17 protein-coding genes are annotated in these 17,209 nt (G+C 73.3%); 10 read left to right on the plus strand and 7 right to left on the minus strand.

Translation table 11 applies throughout. From position 1 onward, the window contains the following. Positions 1–24: 24 nt before the first annotated feature. Entirely contained in the window at positions 25–807 is a 783-nt protein-coding gene (locus ACQP6G_RS12610; protein WP_429764673.1) for an exonuclease domain-containing protein, read from the plus strand. 25 nt (positions 808–832) lie between these two features. Here the strand turns inward: ACQP6G_RS12610 and ACQP6G_RS12615 are convergent, their stop codons facing one another. Beyond that, a complete protein-coding gene (locus ACQP6G_RS12615) occupies positions 833–1,471 on the minus strand; it encodes a Rid family hydrolase (protein WP_429764674.1) in 639 nt (212 codons plus the stop codon). Positions 1,472–1,712: 241 nt separating this feature from the next. Between ACQP6G_RS12615 and ACQP6G_RS12620 the strand changes: the two genes are divergently transcribed. Further along, entirely contained in the window at positions 1,713–3,350 is a 1,638-nt protein-coding gene (locus tag ACQP6G_RS12620) for a flavin monoamine oxidase family protein (protein ID WP_429764675.1), read from the plus strand. A gap of 71 nt (positions 3,351–3,421) precedes the next feature. Here the strand turns inward: ACQP6G_RS12620 and guaB are convergent, their stop codons facing one another. Further along, positions 3,422–4,939: an IMP dehydrogenase gene (gene guaB, locus ACQP6G_RS12625; protein ID WP_429764677.1), complete on the minus strand. Its 1,518-nt coding sequence runs from the start codon at positions 4,937–4,939 to the stop codon at positions 3,422–3,424. Positions 4,940–5,037: 98 nt separating this feature from the next. Continuing rightward, the gene (locus ACQP6G_RS12630; protein WP_429764679.1) at positions 5,038–6,153 is read right to left on the minus strand and encodes a MerR family transcriptional regulator; all 1,116 of its coding nucleotides are present in this window, start codon (positions 6,151–6,153) and stop codon (positions 5,038–5,040) included. Between the two features lie 203 nt (positions 6,154–6,356). Here ACQP6G_RS12630 and ACQP6G_RS12635 point away from each other — a divergent pair, with 203 nt between their 5' ends. After that, positions 6,357–6,647, plus strand: a complete 291-nt coding sequence (locus ACQP6G_RS12635) for a WhiB family transcriptional regulator (RefSeq protein ID WP_429764681.1) — start codon at positions 6,357–6,359, stop codon at positions 6,645–6,647. A gap of 55 nt (positions 6,648–6,702) precedes the next feature. Here the strand turns inward: ACQP6G_RS12635 and groES are convergent, their stop codons facing one another. Next, the gene (gene groES / locus ACQP6G_RS12640) at positions 6,703–6,999 is read right to left on the minus strand and encodes a co-chaperone GroES (protein ID WP_079572552.1); all 297 of its coding nucleotides are present in this window, start codon (positions 6,997–6,999) and stop codon (positions 6,703–6,705) included. A 208-nt stretch (positions 7,000–7,207) separates the two neighbouring features. On the opposite strand from groES, the gene ACQP6G_RS12645 reads away from it, so the two are divergent. Beyond that, positions 7,208–8,443, plus strand: a complete 1,236-nt coding sequence (locus ACQP6G_RS12645; RefSeq protein WP_429764682.1) for a class I SAM-dependent methyltransferase — start codon at positions 7,208–7,210, stop codon at positions 8,441–8,443. A 91-nt stretch (positions 8,444–8,534) separates the two neighbouring features. Then, on the plus strand, positions 8,535–9,686 hold the full coding sequence (locus tag ACQP6G_RS12650; RefSeq protein ID WP_429764683.1) for a glutamate--cysteine ligase: 1,152 nt from the start codon (positions 8,535–8,537) through the stop codon (positions 9,684–9,686). On the opposite strand, the gene ACQP6G_RS12655 is transcribed toward ACQP6G_RS12650, so the two are convergent. From ACQP6G_RS12655 to tsaD, 3 genes are read right to left on the minus strand one after another with little or no spacing between them, the layout of a single operon-like run. Continuing rightward, a complete protein-coding gene (locus ACQP6G_RS12655; protein ID WP_429764685.1) occupies positions 9,683–10,051 on the minus strand; it encodes a nuclear transport factor 2 family protein in 369 nt (122 codons plus the stop codon). The two genes, ACQP6G_RS12650 and ACQP6G_RS12655, sit on opposite strands and share 4 nt — an antisense overlap. Further along, on the minus strand, positions 10,048–11,043 hold the full coding sequence (locus ACQP6G_RS12660) for a class I SAM-dependent methyltransferase (protein ID WP_429764686.1): 996 nt from the start codon (positions 11,041–11,043) through the stop codon (positions 10,048–10,050). The genes ACQP6G_RS12655 and ACQP6G_RS12660 overlap by 4 nt, the downstream gene beginning before the upstream one ends. 43 nt (positions 11,044–11,086) lie before the next feature. Next, on the minus strand, positions 11,087–12,148 hold the full coding sequence (tsaD, locus tag ACQP6G_RS12665) for a tRNA (adenosine(37)-N6)-threonylcarbamoyltransferase complex transferase subunit TsaD (protein ID WP_429764687.1): 1,062 nt from the start codon (positions 12,146–12,148) through the stop codon (positions 11,087–11,089). 170 nt (positions 12,149–12,318) lie between these two features. Between tsaD and urtA the strand changes: the two genes are divergently transcribed. The 5 genes from urtA to ACQP6G_RS12690 are packed head-to-tail and all read left to right on the plus strand — an operon-like array spanning position 12,319 to position 17,195. Then, positions 12,319–13,602 (plus strand): urea ABC transporter substrate-binding protein, encoded by a 1,284-nt coding sequence (gene urtA / locus ACQP6G_RS12670; RefSeq protein ID WP_429764688.1) that lies wholly within the window; start codon positions 12,319–12,321, stop codon positions 13,600–13,602. Between the two features lie 20 nt (positions 13,603–13,622). Continuing rightward, a complete protein-coding gene (gene urtB / locus ACQP6G_RS12675; RefSeq protein WP_429764690.1) occupies positions 13,623–14,507 on the plus strand; it encodes an urea ABC transporter permease subunit UrtB in 885 nt (294 codons plus the stop codon). Then, on the plus strand, positions 14,504–15,664 hold the full coding sequence (urtC, locus tag ACQP6G_RS12680) for an urea ABC transporter permease subunit UrtC (RefSeq protein ID WP_429764691.1): 1,161 nt from the start codon (positions 14,504–14,506) through the stop codon (positions 15,662–15,664). Before urtB ends, urtC begins: the two co-directional genes overlap by 4 nt. Beyond that, positions 15,661–16,497 carry an urea ABC transporter ATP-binding protein UrtD gene (urtD, locus tag ACQP6G_RS12685; protein ID WP_429764692.1) on the plus strand — a complete coding sequence of 279 codons (837 nt, stop codon included), beginning with the start codon at positions 15,661–15,663 and terminating at the stop codon, positions 16,495–16,497. Before urtC ends, urtD begins: the two co-directional genes overlap by 4 nt. Next, positions 16,494–17,195, plus strand: a complete 702-nt coding sequence (locus ACQP6G_RS12690) for an ATP-binding cassette domain-containing protein (protein WP_429764694.1) — start codon at positions 16,494–16,496, stop codon at positions 17,193–17,195. Before urtD ends, ACQP6G_RS12690 begins: the two co-directional genes overlap by 4 nt. Positions 17,196–17,209 lie beyond the last annotated feature (14 nt).

Below are 17,209 nucleotides of genomic sequence, written 5' to 3' on the forward strand. Positions count from 1 at the left end.
TGGCCGGTGGCACAGTCCGGGGGCATGACGACGTACGCGGAGCTCGACGCACCGCAGGCCGCCCCCGACCCGGGCTGGTCGCGCGGGCCCCTGCTCGGCTTCGACACGGAGACCACGGGGCTCGACGTCGAGGCCGACCGCATCGTGACCGCCGCGCTCGTGCTGCGGGGGCCGGACGGCTCCCGGTCGGTGCGCACCTGGCTGCTCGACCCGGGCATCGAGATCCCCGCCGAGGCCGCCGCCATCCACGGCATCACCACCGCCGAGGCGCGCGCCCACGGCCAGGACGCCGTCGGGGCGCTCGAGGAGATCGCCGCGATCCTCGTCCATCACGTGCGCGACGGCGTCCCCCTGGTCGCCTACAACGCCTCGTTCGACCTCTCCCTGCTCGACGTCGAGCTGGCCCGCCACGGCCTGCCGACCGTGCCCGAGCGGCTCGGCCGGCCCGTCGCCCCGGTGCTGGACCCCCTCGTCCTCGACCGGTGGCTGGACCGCGCCCGCGAGGGCAAGCGGCGCCTCGGCGACCTGTGCGCCCTGTACGGGATCGAGGGCGACGGCGAGCTCCACCGAGCGGACGTCGACGTCCTCGCCACGCTCGACGTCCTCGACGCCCAGCTCGTGGCCCACCCGCGCCTGCGGGGCGCCGCGCTCGACGCGCTGCACGCCGCCCAGGCCGGCGCCCACCGCGCCTGGGCGGAGCGCGTCAACGCGGAGCGCGCCGCGACCCCGGGCGGACGGCCGCCCACGTCGCCGGCCTGGCCGGCGCTCACGGGCCTCCCGCACGCGCTCGGCCCCGGCGGTTCCTGACCGGCCGCGCGTCGGCGGGGCCGGCCTACCGGTCGTAGACGGCGTCGACCTCCACCTCGACCAGCCACCCGTCCACCGGCAGGTTCTCGATCTCCAGCGCGAACCGGGAGGGCCGTGCCGCGTTGACGACCATAGGCTCGCCGGAGGCCGACCCGAGCTGGACGTCGAGCGTCTCTCCGGTGGCGAGGTTCGTGTTGGCGAAGAACTGCCGGTACGCCCGGTTCCAGCCGGCGAAGTCCATGGCCTCCTCGCCGTCCGGGTTCTGCAGGAAGACACGCATGGAGACGACGTCGTCGTAGGACAGGCCCGCGCGCTCGAGGTTCTCCCCGATCCGCATCAGCGCGTTGATCCCCTGCGCCTCGGTGAGCGTCACACCCTCGGGCAGCTCGCCGCCGGGGAAGACGTCGGTCGGGACGTAGCGCTCCTCGGCGGACACGCCCGGGGCGCGGTTCAGGGCGGACGGCCCCAGCCCCGACGACTTGTACCAGGCCACGTTCTTGCCGAGGGCCACGCCGTCGGCGATGGACGGGGTGTCACCGGTGACGAAGGAGTGCGCCTCGGTCGGCCGCGGCTCGAAGAGCCGGCCTCCCGCGACGGCGGTGGCGGGCACGGCGACGGCGGTCGTGACGACGACGGCGAGGACGACCTTGGTGGTGTTCTTCATGGGGGGAACGTAGGGGCGCACCGTTTCCGCCGGATGACCGGCGCAGGTCGAACGCGAGTCGCTGACCTGCGGCGACGTCGTCGAAACGCAGCCGTTACCCCAGGCGACGACGCCGTAACCCCGCCGACCCCGGGCCGTGACGCGGCTCTCCTACCGTCGGCCGCGGTGCTGACGGCGGCGCCCGGCATCCAGGGCCGCCGCGACCGTCCGTCAGACCTTTCGACACGAGAGGTAGTGCCACATGGTCACTGACACGATCACCGACGGGGCCACCGACGGACGCCGGTCCGGCGTCTCCCGCCGCGGCTTCCTCCAGGCCGTCGGCGTCGGCTCCAGCGCCGGCGTCATGTTCGCCACGATGGGGGCGATGGGGCTCGCCCCGTCCGCGGCCGCCCAGCCCACGGCCGCGGCCTGGACGCCGCCCCGGGGCAGCGACTTCTCGCTCACCGGCCGCTCGGCGAAGAAGGTGGTGGTCGTCGGCGCCGGCCCGGCCGGGCTCGCCTCGGCGTACGAGCTGCAGAAGGCCGGCTACCGCGTCACGGTACTCGAGGCGCGCCACCGGCCGGGCGGCCGCACCCTGACGATCCGCGGCGGGGACTCCGAGACGGACGTCGACGGCGTCACGCAGACGGCGCGCTTCGACGACGGCGTCTACATGAACGCCGGCGCCGGCCGCATCGCGCAGTGGATGGTCACCATGGACTACCTGCGCGAGCTCGGCGTGCCGTACGAGGTGTTCACCAACGCGAACGCCGACGCCTACCTCTACAACGAGAAGACCGGGGCCACCCCGGGCCACCCCGTGCGTTACCGCACCGCCAAGGCCGACGTCTTCGGCTACACCTCGGAGCTGCTGAGCTATGCCACCGACCAGGGCGCCCTGGACCAGCGGCTCACCGCCGAGGACAAGGAGAACCTGCGCTCCTTCCTGCGCAGCTGGGGCTCGCTGAAGGCCGACGGCACGTACGCGGGCGGCGACAACCGCGGGTTCACGACCTATCCCTCCGCGTGGAACGAGCACGGCACGCCGCTGCCCAGCCCCGGCACGGTCTCGGAGGTGCTCGCCTCGAAGGTGGGGCAGTACTTCCCGTTCGAGATCAACTGGGAGCAGTCGATGCTCATGTTCCAGCCGAAGGGCGGCATGGACACGACCTACCAGTACTTCGTGCGGGCGATCGGCAAGCAGAACGTGCACTTCGGCTCCCCCGTCACCGGCGTGGAGAACACGAGCGACGGCGTGCGGGTCACCTACACGCCGGGCCACGGCCGCCCCCGGCAGATCGAGGCCGACTTCGCGATCGTCGCCGCGCCGGCCGGCGTCATGCGCCGCTGGGACACGAACTGGGGAACCGGGATCGACGCCGCGCTGGGCGAGTTCGCCACCGGCTCGCCCGCGGGCAAGATCGGCCTGCAGTACCGCTCGCGGTGGTGGGAGGACGACCACCGCATCTTCGGCGGCATCACCGAGACGGACATGGACCTGGCGCACGTCTGGTACCCGTCGTACGGGTACGGGGAGCGCAAGGGGCTCGTCGTGGGCTACTACAACACCGGGGCCAACGCCCGCACCTACGCGGACCTCACGCCCCGTCAGCGCGAGCGGCGCGCCGTCGAGCAGGGCGTGAAGATCCACGGCGAGAAGTACCGGACCGAGCTGGAGTCGTCGTTCTCCATCGCCTGGCACAAGGTCCCGTACATCGAGGGGGCGTGGGCCTACCCGAACACGGAGTCGTCGGGCTTCAAGCAGCTGCAGCAGGGCGCGGGCCGCGTCTACTTCGCTGGCGACTGGATGTCCGAGGTCTCCGCCTGGCAGCACGGCGCGTTCTGGTCCGCCCGGTACGCCGTCCAGGCCCTGCACGCCCGGGTCATGGCGAGCTGACGGCGGGACGACGGAGGCCCGGCACCCCCGCGGGGGTGCCGGGCCTCGTCGCGGCCGTCGTGCGGGTCGGCTCAGAACCCGGCGTAGTTCGGCGCCTCGACCGTCATCTGCACGTCGTGCGGGTGGCTCTCCTTGAGGGAGGCGGACGTGATGCGCACGAACCGGCCCTTGGCCTGCAGCTCGGGGATGGTGGTGGCCCCGACGTAGAACATCGACTGGTGCAGCCCGCCGACGAGCTGGTGCGCGACCGTGTTCAGCGTGCCCTTGTACGGCACCTGCCCCTCGATGCCCTCCGGCACGATCATGTCGTCGCTGGTGACCTCTGCCTGGAAGTAGCGGTCCTTCGAGTAGGACTTCTTGCCGCGCGACGACATCGCACCCATCGACCCCATGCCGCGGTACGCCTTGTACTGCTTGCCGTTGACGAGGATCGTCTCGCCCGGCGCCTCCTCGGTGCCGGCCAGCATCGAGCCGAGCATGACCGCCTCCGCGCCGGCCACGATCGCCTTGCCGATCTCGCCCGAGTGGCGCATGCCGCCGTCGGCGATGACGGGGATCCCGGCCGCGCGCGCGGCCAGCGACGCCTCGTACACGGCCGTGATCTGCGGGACCCCGACGCCGGTGACGATGCGGGTGGTGCAGATCGAGCCCGGGCCCACGCCCACCTTGATGCCGTCGGCGCCCGCGTCGACGAAGGACTGCGCGCCCTCCTTCGTCGCGACGTTCCCGCCGATCACCTGCACGTGGCGGGTCGCGGGGTCCGTCTTGAGCTTGCGGACCATGTCGACGAGCATCCGGACGTTGCCGTGCGCGGTGTCCGCGACGAGCACGTCCACGCCGGCGTCGACCAGCGTCGTCGCGCGCTCCCAGGCGTCGCCGAAGTAGCCGATCGCCGCGCCGACGAGCAGGCGGCCCTGGCCGTCCTTCGACGCGTTCGGGAACTGCTCGGACTTCACGAAGTCCTTGACGGTGATGAGGCCCGCGAGGCGGCCCTCGTCGTCGACCAGCGGCAGGCGCTCCAGCTTGTGCTTGCGCAGCAGCAGCGTGGCGTCCTCGCGCGAGATGCCGGCCTGCCCGGTGATGAGCGGGGCGGGCGTCATGACCTCGGAGACCTTGGTCGTGGCCCACTCGGCGACCGGGGTGAAGCGCAGGTCGCGGTTGGTGACGATGCCGGTGAGGTGGCCGCCCGCGTCGACCACGGGGAAGCCGGAGATGCGGTACTCCCCCGCCCGCTTGTCGAGCTCCTCGAGGGTGGCGTCCGGCCCGATCGTCACCGGGTTGGAGATGATGCCGGTCTGCGTCCGCTTGACCAGGTCCACCTGGTACGCCTGGTCCTCGATCGACAGGTTGCGGTGCAGCACGCCGATGCCGCCCTGGCGGGCCATCGCGATCGCCATGCGCGACTCGGTGACGGTGTCCATCGCGGCCGAGACGAGCGGCACGCGCAGGGAGATCTCGCGGGTGAGGCGCGAGGTGGTGTCGATGTCCGACGGGGCGAGGTCGGAGTACCCCGGCAGCAGCAGGACGTCGTCGTACGTGAGGCCGAGGAATCCGAACGGGTCGTGCGCGGGCGAGGTCGAGTCCGTCATGACAGGAGTCTACGTTCTGGGCGGACGCCTTATTCCGGCCCGCCCGCCCTCCAACGCCCGGTCGTGGCGGACCTCACGTCACGGGATCACGTCACGGGTCACGTCACCACGGCGAGCGCCTCGTGCAGCATCGCGGTGAACGACCGCACCCGCTGCACGGTCGGCGCCAGCGGGAGCTCGCTCGCGGCGTCGTCCCGCCGCAGGCTGACGATGACCGGCAGCTCGGCGAAGCCTTCGTGCACCGCGTGGATGAGGTCCAGGTCCGGACGCCGCTGCGCCGTCGCGAGGACGAGCGCCGCCGGCCGCACCATGGTCACCAGCTCGAGCGAGCGGTGGGTGCTGGCGGGGCCGGTGACGATCCGCGCGGTCGCGCCCTTGGCGGTCAACGCGGCGGCGAGGGCGTGCGCGGACAGCGGCACCACCTCGTCGGGGGCGGCGAAGATGAGCACGATCTTGCGCATGCGGCTCGGGTGGTTGGCCGGCGGGGCCCCGCCGGCGACCATGGCCCGCTCGAACGCCTCCGTGAACTCGCGCAGCGCGCGCAGGGCCGCGGTCGCGAGCACCACCTCGGGGACGGCGCCCGGGCCGGCGAGCACCGTCCGCTGGGCCACACGCTGCCAGGCCGGTTCGGCGATCTCGGTCCACCAGACGGCGGGGTCGCCCTGGGCCGGGATGGCGAGCAGGTCGTCGCACCCGGCCTGGTCGTACGCGAGGGCGGCGTCCACCACGGCCGACACCCGGCCGGAAGCGCTCCCACCGGGCACGTGTCCGGGAGCCGACGAGGCACCTTCCCCGCCCCCGGGCAGGGCACGGAGGTGGGCTCGCCCGCGCGGCGCCTCGCCGTCGGCGGCGGGCGCGGGTCGCGCCGGGTCGGGCTCCGCGTCGTCGCCGGCGTCCGGTTCGCCGCCCGCGGCCTCCTCGGTCGCCTCCTCGAGCTCCTCGACGCCCGCCTCGAGCGCGGCCTTCGCGGCGTCGACCGGCGCGACGCCCTCGAGCGTGAGCCGGCGCATGACGAGCAGGCGCGCCACGTCCTCGGGCGTGTAGCGACGGTGCGATCCCGCGGTGCGGGCGGACGGGCCGAGTCCGTAGCGACGGTCCCACGTGCGCAGGGTCGCCGGAGCGACTCCGAGGCGCCTGGCGACCGCCGCGACGGCGAGGCCCGCGCTCGACGCGCGAGACCCGCCCCCGTGAGGAGCGGGTCGGGATGAGGTCATGGCGTCGATTCTGCCGAGAGGACCGGAGGGTCGCCACTGCTCCCCCGGGCGCGCCGCCGTAATGGTCGACGTCGCAGGTCAAAGCCGTTCAGAAGCCCGGCGAACCCCTTCAGCCCCGGCCATGAAGTTGAACACTGAATCATCGAATCCGGTCACGAAATCGGACCTTGAACAACTTCTGCACAACTTGTAGGTTGTTCGCCATGACGGAGATCTCGAGGCTTCCCGGTCCGGTGATGGAGCTGTGGGAGTGGCAGTACCAGGGCTCCTGCCGTGACGCGGACGACACGTTGTTCTTCCACCCCGAGGGCGAGCGCGGCTCCACGCGCCGGCGTCGGGCCGAGGCGGCCAAGGCGATCTGCCGCGCGTGCCCCGTGATGATGCAGTGCCGGGAGCAGTCGCTCCGGGTCCGGGAGCCCTACGGGGTCTGGGGCGGCCTCAGCGAGGACGAGCGCTCCGCGATCCTCGCCGGCGGCGCCCGCAAGACCGGCTGACAGCACGAAGGCCCCGCACCGACGACGGTGCGAGGCCTTCTGCGTGCTGGTGTCGTCAGGCGACGACGACCGCGAGGATGTCGCGGGCGGAGAGGACGAGGTAGTCCTCACCGGCGTACTTGACCTCGGTGCCGCCGTACTTGCTGTAGATGACCTTGTCACCGACCTTGACGTCGACCGGGACGCGGTTGCCCTTGTCGTCGAAGCGACCCTCGCCCACGGCCAGGACCTCGCCCTCCTGGGGCTTCTCCTTGGCGGTGTCCGGGATGACCAGGCCGGAAGCGGTCGTGGTCTCGGCCTCGATGGCCTTGACGACGATCCGGTCCTCGAGCGGCTTGATGGGGACCGACACGTCGGACCTCCTTGATTCGCGATGCGTGGATGGACTAGCTGATTGACCAGGTCGCGTCCGAGGGCTGGCCGTCGTCGCGGGTGCCGGTACAGCCTTGCGGTCGCTGACGACAAATCTAGGCAGGCGTTAGCACTCTGACAAGTCGAGTGCCAGAGGTCGGCGGGTCGTTCGCCCAGGGCGTCACCCGCACGCCTGAGACGATGGCCCGATGGACGCCGCCTCCGTGAGCAAGCTGCTGAGCCCGGACGGGTGGGCGCTGCTCAACTCGCTCCCCCCGTACGACGAGAAGCAGGCCATGGCCCTGGCCACCCGGCTTCGGGCCGACGGGGTCGACGCCGACCTCGCGGCGGCCGCCCTCACCCAGTCGCGGCTGCGGGCCAAGGCACGCGCCAAGCTCGGCGACTTCGCCGAGGGGATGCTCTTCACGCCCGACGGCGTGGAGCAGGCCACCCGCCTCGTGGTCGCCGCGCTGCACGCCCGCCGGTACCTCGCCGCCGGCGTCACCAAGGTCGCGGACCTCACGAGCGGGATCGGCGCGGACGCGCTCGCGTTCGCGGGGGTCGGGCTGCGCGTCCTGGCGACCGACGTCGACGAGATCACGGCAGCCCTGGCCACCGTCAACCTGCGCCACTTCCCCGAGGCCGAGGTGCGGCACGCCGACGGGCTCGCGCTCGACCTCGCCGCCGAGGGGGTCGACGGCGTCTACGCGGACCCGGCGCGACGCACCCGCGGCGGGCGGCGCGTCTTCGACCCGACCGCGTACGCTCCCCCGCTCGACGCCGTGTGGGACCTGCGCACCCAGGTCCCCGCGCTCGGCATCAAGGTCGGGCCGGGCATCCCGCACCAGGGTCTCCCCGACGACGCGGAGACGCAGTGGGTCTCCGTGGACGGCGACGTCGTCGAGGCGGGGCTCTGGTTCGGGCCGCTCGCCCCCGCGGGGCCCGGCCGGTCCGCGCTCGTGCTCGCGACGTCGGGCGGGGTGACGACGTCGCGCACCCTGCGCACGGACCTGCACGACGACGCGGGCGGCGCCGACCTCGTGCCCGACGTCGGTCCCGTCGGCGCCTACCTGTACGAGCCGGACGGCGCGGTCATCCGCGCCGGGCTCGTGGCGCACGCCGCGGCCGAGCTGGGCGGGCGCCTGCTGGACCGCACCATCGCCTATGTCACGACCGACCAGCCCGCCGGGCCCCCGGCCGAGGGAGCGGCACCGCTGGCCACCGGCTACCGCGTGCTCGACGTCATGCCGTTCAACCTCAAGCGGCTCAAGGCCTACCTGCGCGAGCGCGGCGTCGGGCGGCTCACCATCAAGAAGCGCGGCACCGCCGTCACGCCCGAACAGCTGCGCGCCCAGCTCTCGCCGAAGGGCGACGCCGAGGCGACCCTCGTGCTCACGCGGGTCGGCGGCGCGCAGCACGTGCTCGTCGTCGATCCGCTGCGCTGATCCCGCGCCGGGCGCGCGCCAGGAGGCGTCCCGCCGCGACCCGGCCGGACCGGCGCGCGGCCTGCCGTCCCGCCGTGGAAGCATGGCCCGCATGGTGCTGGAATTCGCCGCCTCCGAGCGGTCGAGCGTCGGGCTCGAGTGGGAGCTCGCGCTGGTCGACGCCGACTCGGGCAACCTGCGGCAGGTGGCGCCCGCCGTCATCGAGGCGGTGGCCGACGACGTGCGGCACCGCTACGTGAAGCCCGAGTTCCTGCGGAACACGGTCGAGGTGATCAGCGGCGTGCGGCGCACCGTGCCCGAGGCGATCGCCGACCTCGAGCGCGGCATCGCCGCCATCCACGACGCCACCGGCCCCATGCGCGTGGACCTCATGGGCGCGGGCACGCACCCGTTCGCGCACTGGTCGCAGCAGAAGGTCACCGACAAGAAGCGGTACGCCACCGTCGTCGACCGGGCGCAGGTCGTGGGCCGCCAGCAGATCGTCTACGGCGTGCACGCGCACGTGGGCATCGAGGACCGCGCCAAGGTGCTGCCGATCGTCAACTCGCTGCTGGTGTACCTGCCGTACCTGCAGGTGCTGTCCGCCTCGTCGCCGTTCTTCGGCGGCGACGACACCGGCTACGCCTCGATGCGGACCATGATCTTCCAGCAGCTGCCCACCGCGGGGCTGCCCTACCAGTTCGGGGCCTGGTCCGAGCTGGAGCGGTACGTCGCGGACATGCTGCACACCGGCGTCATCGACGACTTCACGGAGGTGCGGTGGGACGTGCGCCCCGCGCCGCACTTCGGCACGGTCGAGATGCGGATCTGCGACGGCACGTCGAACACGTTCGAGCTCGCCGCCCTCGGCGCACTCGTGCACTGCCTGGTGGAGCACCTGTCGACCCTGCTCGACGAGGGCCGCCCCCTGCCCACGATGCCGGCGTGGTTCGTGCACGAGAACAAGTGGCGCGCTGCCCGCTACGGCACCGAGGCGATCATCATCCTCGACGACGCCGGCGAGGAGGAGCTCGTCACCGACGCGCTGCCCCGCCTGCTCGCGACGCTCGAGCCCGTCGCCGAGCGGCTGGGCTGCGCCGCCGAGCTCGACGGCGTGCGCGAGATCGTGCGCCGTGGTGCGTCGTACCAGCGGCAGCGGGAGGTGGCCCGCGTGCACGGCGGCGGCCCCGCGGCGCTCGAGGCCGTGGTCGCGTCGCTCGTCGCCGAGCTGCACGCCGGGCGGCCGCTGCCGGCGGCAGGCTAGGGCGCCGCCTCGGCGGCCGGCGCGAGCGTGGCGGCCAGGACCTGCCAGCCCTCGTCGGCCCGCACCCAGAGGCGCGTGTAGACCAGCCGCGCCGACACCGCGGTGCCGCCCTGGACCGCGTCGACGGCGGCGACGAGCCGGCTCGTCCCGCTCGCGGCGTCCTCCCGGACGTCGAGCGACTCCTCCTCCAGGCGGGTGATCCGCAGCAGCCCCGACCGGTAGCTCTCCAGGTCGTCCTCCCGGGAGAACACCGAGCCGTCCGGGCCGGCGCCGACGCACCGAGGATGCAGCAGCGCCCCCAGCGCGTCGACGTCGCCGGCGCGCTGGGCGGCCTGGAGCGCGCGCTCGGCAGCGAGAAGGCTCATCGCCCGGCCCCCCGTTCCTTCTCGAAGTCCCACACGACGAGCGAGGGCGTGCCTGCGTACGCCGCGCCCGCCGCCGCCGGCACCCACGGCATCAGCTCCCAGAGGGTCGGCGGCCTGGCCGGGTCCTCGAGCTCCACGTCGGCGGCGGGGTCGAAGGCCCCCGTCCCGGCGTCCGTGGCCGCGGTGTACTCGCGGCCGCCGCCGGCTCCCCCGTCGGCTCCCCCGTCGGCATGGTCCGCGCCGCCGCCGACGTACTCGCGGCAGAACCGCGGCGCCAGGCCCACGGGCAGGGCCGCCTGCAGGTACTCGCTCGTGGCGTGGAACCAGTTCGGGATGTACCCGAATTCGCCGTCCGCGCCCTCGACGAGCGGATAGAGCGGCGACCCGGTGAAGTACCCGCGCGTGTCCGAGACGACGAGGCGGCCGCCCGGGCGAAGCACGCGCGCCAGCTCGGCGAACACGGGCCCCAGATCCCGCACGTGGCACAGCGCGAGGGTGACGAGGACGAGGTCGGCGGACGCGTCGTCCACCGGCAGCTCGTGGAGGTCGCCCTCGGCGAACCGCGCCCCCGGGACCTTGGCGCGGGCGATCTCGAGCATGTCGGGCGACGAGTCGACGCCGAGCACGTCGTGCCCCTGCTCGACGAGCCACTCGGTGTGCCGGCCCGTACCGCACGCCGCGTCGACCGCGACGCCGCGGGGCAGGTGCTCCATCAGCGGCCGGACGAGCGGCTCCTCCATCCCCCAGAACCCGTTGGGACCGTCGTAGCGGGGCGCCCAGTGCCGGTATCCGTCGCGGGTCGTGATCGGCGGGACCTCGTGGCCCGGGCCGAAGCGGTCGGCGGCGTCGAGCAGCGCGCGCACGTCGGCCAGCCGCGCCTCGACGAACGAGCGGTCGTGCTCGCCGGCGAACGCGCGCAGCAGCGCCACGCCCTCCAGCCCGACGAGGTACGCGAGCGGGTGCTGGTAGATGGTGGGGCGGTCGGTGTCCACGGTCGGGACGCTACCGACGCGGCCCGGTGGTCACGAGGTCTTTTCAGACGGTGATGGTGGTCATCGGCATCGACGAGTCGACCGGGAAGTCGAAGCTCGACGGCGCCGCCCCGGAGCGCACGACGGCGGAACCCAGCGCGGCGATCATCGCGCCGTTGTCGGTGCAGTAGCGGATCGGCGGGATGCGCAGGTCGATGCCCGCCTCCGCGCAGCGCTTCGCGGCCATCTCCCGCAGCTGGCTGTTCGCGGAGAACCCGCCGCCCACGACGAGCGTCTCGACGTCGTGCCGGCGGCACGCGGCGATCGTCTTGGCGGTGAGCACGTCGGCGACCGCGGCGGCGAACGACGCGGCGACGTCGGCCGCCGGGACCTCGCGCCCGGCGTCGACGCAGGCCTCGATCCAGCGGGCGACCGCCGTCTTGAGGCCGGAGAAGGAGAAGTCGTAGGCGTGCTTCGCCTGGTCCTTCGCGGCGGTGAGGCCGCGCGGGAAGCGGATGGCCTCCGGGTCGCCCTCGCGTGCCAGCCGGTCCACGTGCGGGCCACCGGGGTAGGGCAGGCCGAGCAGGCGGCCGACCTTGTCGAAGGCCTCCCCCGCCGCGTCGTCGAGCGTGGAGCCGAGCTCGGTGACGCCCGTCGCGACGTCGTCCACGAGCATCAGCGAGCTGTGCCCGCCCGAGACCACGAGCGCCATCGTGCGGCCCTCGAACGGACCGTCGACGAGCTGGTTCACCGCGGCGTGCCCGATGACGTGGTTGACGCCGTACAGCGGCTTGTTCAGGCCGATCGCGAGCGCCTTCGCCGCGGACGCGCCGATCGTGAGCGGGCCGACCAGGCCCGGGCCGGCGGTGACGGCGATCGCGTCCACCTCGGACAGGTCGACGTCGGCCTCACCGAGCGCGCGCGTGATCGTGGGGACCATCTGCTCCAGGTGGGCGCGGCTCGCGACCTCCGGGATGATCCCGCCGTAGCGCGCGTGCTCCTCCATCGAGCTGGCGACGGCGTCGACCAGGAGCTCGTCGCCGCGGACGAGCGCGACGCCCGTCTCGTCGCAGGAGGTCTCGATACCGAGGACGAGGGGGTCACCGACCCCGTGCGCGGATGCCATGGCCCCATGATCGCACCGGCGCGGGGGCGAACGCTCCGGCCACCTCTCCGGCACCCGTCCCCACCAGCCGTAACACGATGGTGACACCGAACTCACGGCGGGGACACGTGGACGTACTTGGGTTCATCTGAACCTAACCGGCCCCCGGGCCACGGCCACGAAGGAGCACCATGCGTCCTCGAAGCAGCACGGGCACCACGCGCACCGGCACCACCCGACCTGTCGTCGCCTCCCTCGCCGTCCTCGCCGTCGCCGCCCTCTCGGCCTGCGGGGCCCGGGTGGACGCCGCGAGCGGCGACGCCTCGGCCTCCGCGGCGGAGGGCTGCGTCGACACCTCGGGCGACACGGTCAAGGTCGGCTTCCTCAACTCGCTGTCGGGCACGATGGCGATCTCCGAGCAGACCGTGCACGACTCGCTCCAGCTGGCCGCGGCCGAGATCAACGCCGACGGCGGCGTGCTCGGCAAGCAGCTCGAGATCGTCTCCGAGGACGGCCAGTCCGAGCCCACCGTCTTCGCGGAAAAGGCCACCAAGCTCATCACCGGCGACTGCGTGGCGGCCGTGTTCGGGGGCTGGACGTCGGCGTCGCGCAAGGCGATGCTGCCGGTCTTCGAGGCGAACGACTCGCTGCTGTTCTACCCGGTGCAGTACGAGGGCCTCGAGGCCTCGGAGAACATCTTCTACACCGGCGCCACGACCAACCAGCAGATCGTGCCCGCCCTCGACTACCTCGCCGAGCAGGGCACCACGTCGCTGTTCCTCGTGGGCTCCGACTACGTGTTCCCGCGCACCGCGAACAAGATCATCAACGCGTACGCCGAGGCGCACGGCATCGAGATCGTCGGCGAGGAGTACGCGCCGCTCGGCCACACGGACTTCTCCACCATCGTCAACAAGGTGAAGGCCGCCGGGGCGGACGCGGTGTTCAACACCCTCAACGGCGACTCCAACGTCGCGTTCTTCAAGGAGTACAACAACGCCGGCCTGTCCGCCGACGACATGCCCGTCGTCTCCGTCTCGATCGCGGAGGAGGAGGTGGGCGGCATCGGCGTGGACAACATCGAGGGCCAGCTCACCGCCTGGAACTACTACCAGACGGTCGACAGCCCCGAGAACCACGCGTTCGTGAAGGCGTTCCAGGCCGAGTACGGCGACGACCGTGTGACGTCCGACCCGATGGAGGCCGCCTACACGTCGCTGTACCTGTGGAAGGCGATGGTCGAGAAGGCGGACTCCTTCGACGTCGCGGACGTGCAGGCGGCCGCGGACGGCGTCACCTTCGACGCGCCCGAGGGCACCGTCGTCGTGGACGGCGAGAACCACCACGTCGCCAAGACGGCGCTCGTCGGGCGCATCGGCGAGGACGGCCTCATCCACACCGAGTGGAGCTCCGAGGAGCCCATCGAGCCCGACCCGTTCCTCGAGGGCTACGACTGGGCCGACGGGCTCTCCTGACCGGGGCCCCTGGACACGACATGGACACCCTCCTCTCCCAGCTCTTCGCGGGCCTGAGCCTCGGCTCGGTGCTGCTGCTCGCGGCCCTGGGCCTCGCCCTGACCTTCGGTCAGATGGGCGTGATCAACATGGCCCACGGCGAGTTCATGATGGCGGGCGCCTACACGGCGTTCGTGATCCAGGGGCTGCTCGGCGACCCCGGCGCGAGCCTGCTCGTGTCGCTGCCGCTCGGGTTCCTCGTCGGCGGGGCGCTCGGGCTGCTGCTCGAGGCCACGCTCATCCACCGCATGTACCGGCGGCCGCTCGACACGCTGCTCGTCACCTGGGGCGTCGCGCTGCTGCTGCAGCAGGTGGCGCGCGACGTGTTCGGCGCCCCCAACGTGGACGTGGCCGCGCCCGGCTGGCTGTCGGGCGCGGTCACGGTCGGCGGGCTCGCGCTGCCCAGGACCCGGCTGTTCATCCTCGCGCTGGCCGTCGTGTGCCTGGTCGCGCTGGCCGTCGTCATGAAGGCCACCCCGCTGGGACGCCGCATCCGGGCCGTGGTGCAGCACCGCGACCTGGCGGAGGCGTCCGGCATCTCGTCGCGGGCCACCGACCGGCTGACGTTCTTCGTCGGCTCCGGCCTCGCCGGGATCGCCGGCGTCGCGCTGACCCTGCTCGGCTCGGTCGGCCCGACGCTCGGCACGGGCTACATCGTCGACGCGTTCCTCGTCGTCGTCGCGGGCGGCATCGGGCAGATCAAGGGCACCGTGATCGCGGCGACGGCGCTCGGCCTGCTGCAGGCGTTCTTCGAGTACTCCACCACGGCGTCCGTCGCGAAGGTCCTCGTGTTCGTCGTCATCGTCGCCTTCCTGCAGGTACGACCCCAGGGCCTGGTCTCGGTCCGGACGAGGAGCCTCGCATGACCGGCAGCACGAGCACCCGCACCGCACGACTGTCCGCCCTCGTCCGCCCGGGCCGGGCGCGCGCCACGGCCGGGTTCGGCCTCGCGGCCGTCCTGCTCCTCGCCGTCGCGCCGGTGCTGCTCAGCCCGTTCCGGCTCGGCCTGCTCGGCAAGTTCCTGTGCCTGGCCATGGTCGCCGTCGGCATCGGCCTCGCCTGGGGCCGCGGCGGCCTGCTCACCCTCGGCCAGGGCGTGTACTTCGGCCTGGGCGCCTACGTCATGGCGATGCACCTCAAGCTCGCCGACGCCGGCCCGGGCGGCGTGCCCGACTTCATGCTGCTCTACGGCACCGGCGAGGTGCCCGGCTGGTGGGAGCCCCTGCGCTCGCCGGCCGTCGCCCTCGCCCTGGTCGTGCTCGTGCCCGCCGCGCTCGCCGCCGCCCTCGGCTGGGCCGTCTTCACGCGGCGGGTGCGGGGCGCGTACTTCGCGATCCTGTCGCAGGCCCTCGCCGCCGCGTTCGCCATCCTGTTGATCGGCCAGCAGCAGACGACGGGCGGTACCAACGGGCTCAACGGGTTCCGGTCGTTCTTCGGCTACGACCTCGCCGACCCGGTCAACCAGCGGATGCTCTACCTGATCGCCGCCGGGGTGCTGCTCGTGATGGTCGTGGGCGCCCGCCAGCTCATGGTGTCGCGCTTCGGCGAGGTCCTCGTCGCCGTCCGCGACCAGGAGGACCGCGTCCGGTTCCTCGGCTACGACCCGGCGGCCGTGAAGACCGTCGTCTACGTGGTCGCGGCCGTGATGGCCGCCGTCGGCGGGGCGCTGTTCGTGCCCATCGTCGGGATCATCTCCCCCGCCGACGTCGGCGTCGTGCCGTCCATCGGCTTCCTCGTCGGCGTGGCCATCGGCGGCCGGGCGACCCTGCTCGGCCCCGTCCTCGGCTCCGTCGCCGTGAGCTGGGCGCAGACCTCGCTGTCCGAGCAGTTCCCCTCCGGCTGGATCTACCTCCAGGGGGCGCTGTTCGTGCTGGTCGTCGCCTTCCTGCCCGGCGGCCTGGCGTCGGTCGTGCCGATGCTGCGTCGCCGGCGTCGCGCCGGCCGTGAGGCGGAGCCGGAGGCCCCCGCCGCGCCGGGCGACGCCCCGTCCCCCGACCTCCTGCCCGAAGGGAGCCGCGCATGAGCGAGCAGACCGAGATCGACCTCGCCGCCGCGGAGGCGCTGCTGGGGGACGACACCGCCCGGTTCCGCCACGACTACCTCGAGGTGCGCGGCCTGCGGGTGGAGTTCGGCGGCTTCGTCGCCGTCCGCGACGTCGACCTCACCGTCGCCCAGGGGGACCTCCGGTTCCTCATCGGCCCCAACGGCGCGGGCAAGACGACGCTCATCGACGCCGTCACCGGCCTCGTGCGGGCGGCCGGCGGCTCGGCCCGGTTCGGCGGGACGGAGCTGCTGGGGCGGGCCACGCACCGTGTCGCCCGGGCGGGCGTCGGCCGCACGTTCCAGACGGCGAGCGTGTTCGAGCAGCTCACCGTGCTGCAGAACCTCGACATCGCCGCCGGCGCGCGCCGCCGGCCGACGACGATGCTCCGTCGGCGACGGGGCGTCCCGGAGGCGGTCGAGCAGGCGATGGAGACCGTCGGCCTCGCCGCGCTGCGCGACGTGCCCGCGGGCGTCCTGGCGCACGGCCAGAAGCAGTGGCTCGAGATCGGGATGCTGCTGGTGCAGGACGCGCACCTGCTGCTGCTCGACGAGCCCGTCGCGGGCATGACCCAGGCGGAGCGCGAGGAGACCGGCGAGCTGCTGCGCCGGGTGGGCTCCCAGCGCGTCGTCGTGGTGGTGGAGCACGACATGGAGTTCCTGCGCTCCTACGCCGACTCGGTGACGGTCATGCACCAGGGCGCCGTCCTCGCCGAGGGGACGGTCGCCGAGGTGCAGCAGGACCCGGCGGTCGTCGAGGTCTATCTCGGCGCCCCGGCGGGCGAACGAGCCACCACGACGGAGGGACCCGCATGATGCTCGAGCTGATCGGCCTGAGCACGGGGTACGGCCGCACGGCCGTCGTGCACGACGTGGACCTCGACGTCGCGGACGGCACGCTGACCGCCGTCCTCGGCCACAACGGGGCGGGCAAGACGACGCTCCTCAAGGCCGTGCTCGGGCTGCTGCCCGCCCGGGCCGGGTCCGTGCGCCTGGCCGGAGACGACGTCACGCGCTGGCCGACCCACCGGCGCGTGCGCGCCGGGATCGCGTACGTGCCGCAGGGCCAGCAGTCCTTCGGCCAGCTCACCGCTCGGGAGAACCTGCAGGTGGTCGCCGACGCCCACGGCGCCGCCGGCCGTCGCCGCACCGACGACGCGCTCGACCTGTTCCCCGCGCTGCGCGAGCTGCTCGGCCGCCAGGCAGGGCTCCTGTCGGGCGGCCAGCGCCAGCAGCTCGCCATCGCCCGGGCACTCGTCACCGGCCCGCAGCTGCTGGTGCTCGACGAGCCCGCCGAGGGCATCCAGCCGAACGTCGTGAGCGAGATCTACGCGGCGATCACGTCGCTGACGGCGGCGGGCGGGCTGTCCGCGCTGCTGGTGGAGCAGCACCTCGGCTACGCCGTCGAGCACGCCGCCGGGTACGCCGTGCTCGCCACCGGGCGGGTGACCCACCGGGGCACGGGCGGCGGCGCCGACGCCCTCGCCGGCGCCCGCGAGGCGATGGCGCTGTGAGCCGCACGCCCGTG

Source organism: Isoptericola nanjingensis, from assembly GCF_050311635.1.
In the GTDB taxonomy this organism is placed as follows: domain Bacteria; phylum Actinomycetota; class Actinomycetes; order Actinomycetales; family Cellulomonadaceae; genus Isoptericola; species Isoptericola nanjingensis.

Bases quoted from the DNA above. Each gene is read 5' to 3' on its own strand.
- ACQP6G_RS12650 (WP_429764683.1), top strand. From the start codon at position 8,535: ATGGTGCTGGAATTCGCCGCCTCCGAGCGGTCGAGCGTCGGGCTCGAG.
- ACQP6G_RS12610 (WP_429764673.1), top strand. From the start codon at position 25: ATGACGACGTACGCGGAGCTCGACGCACCGCAGGCCGCCCCCGACCCG.
- ACQP6G_RS12645 (WP_429764682.1), top strand. From the start codon at position 7,208: ATGGACGCCGCCTCCGTGAGCAAGCTGCTGAGCCCGGACGGGTGGGCG.
- ACQP6G_RS12620 (WP_429764675.1), top strand. From the start codon at position 1,713: ATGGTCACTGACACGATCACCGACGGGGCCACCGACGGACGCCGGTCC.
- guaB (WP_429764677.1), bottom strand. From the start codon at position 4,939: ATGACGGACTCGACCTCGCCCGCGCACGACCCGTTCGGATTCCTCGGC.
- tsaD (WP_429764687.1), bottom strand. From the start codon at position 12,148: ATGGCATCCGCGCACGGGGTCGGTGACCCCCTCGTCCTCGGTATCGAG.
- ACQP6G_RS12690 (WP_429764694.1), top strand. From the start codon at position 16,494: ATGATGCTCGAGCTGATCGGCCTGAGCACGGGGTACGGCCGCACGGCC.
- ACQP6G_RS12630 (WP_429764679.1), bottom strand. From the start codon at position 6,153: ATGACCTCATCCCGACCCGCTCCTCACGGGGGCGGGTCTCGCGCGTCG.
- ACQP6G_RS12635 (WP_429764681.1), top strand. From the start codon at position 6,357: ATGACGGAGATCTCGAGGCTTCCCGGTCCGGTGATGGAGCTGTGGGAG.
- ACQP6G_RS12615 (WP_429764674.1), bottom strand. From the start codon at position 1,471: ATGAAGAACACCACCAAGGTCGTCCTCGCCGTCGTCGTCACGACCGCC.
- ACQP6G_RS12655 (WP_429764685.1), bottom strand. From the start codon at position 10,051: ATGAGCCTTCTCGCTGCCGAGCGCGCGCTCCAGGCCGCCCAGCGCGCC.
- urtA (WP_429764688.1), top strand. From the start codon at position 12,319: ATGCGTCCTCGAAGCAGCACGGGCACCACGCGCACCGGCACCACCCGA.
- urtD (WP_429764692.1), top strand. From the start codon at position 15,661: ATGAGCGAGCAGACCGAGATCGACCTCGCCGCCGCGGAGGCGCTGCTG.
- urtB (WP_429764690.1), top strand. From the start codon at position 13,623: ATGGACACCCTCCTCTCCCAGCTCTTCGCGGGCCTGAGCCTCGGCTCG.
- urtC (WP_429764691.1), top strand. From the start codon at position 14,504: ATGACCGGCAGCACGAGCACCCGCACCGCACGACTGTCCGCCCTCGTC.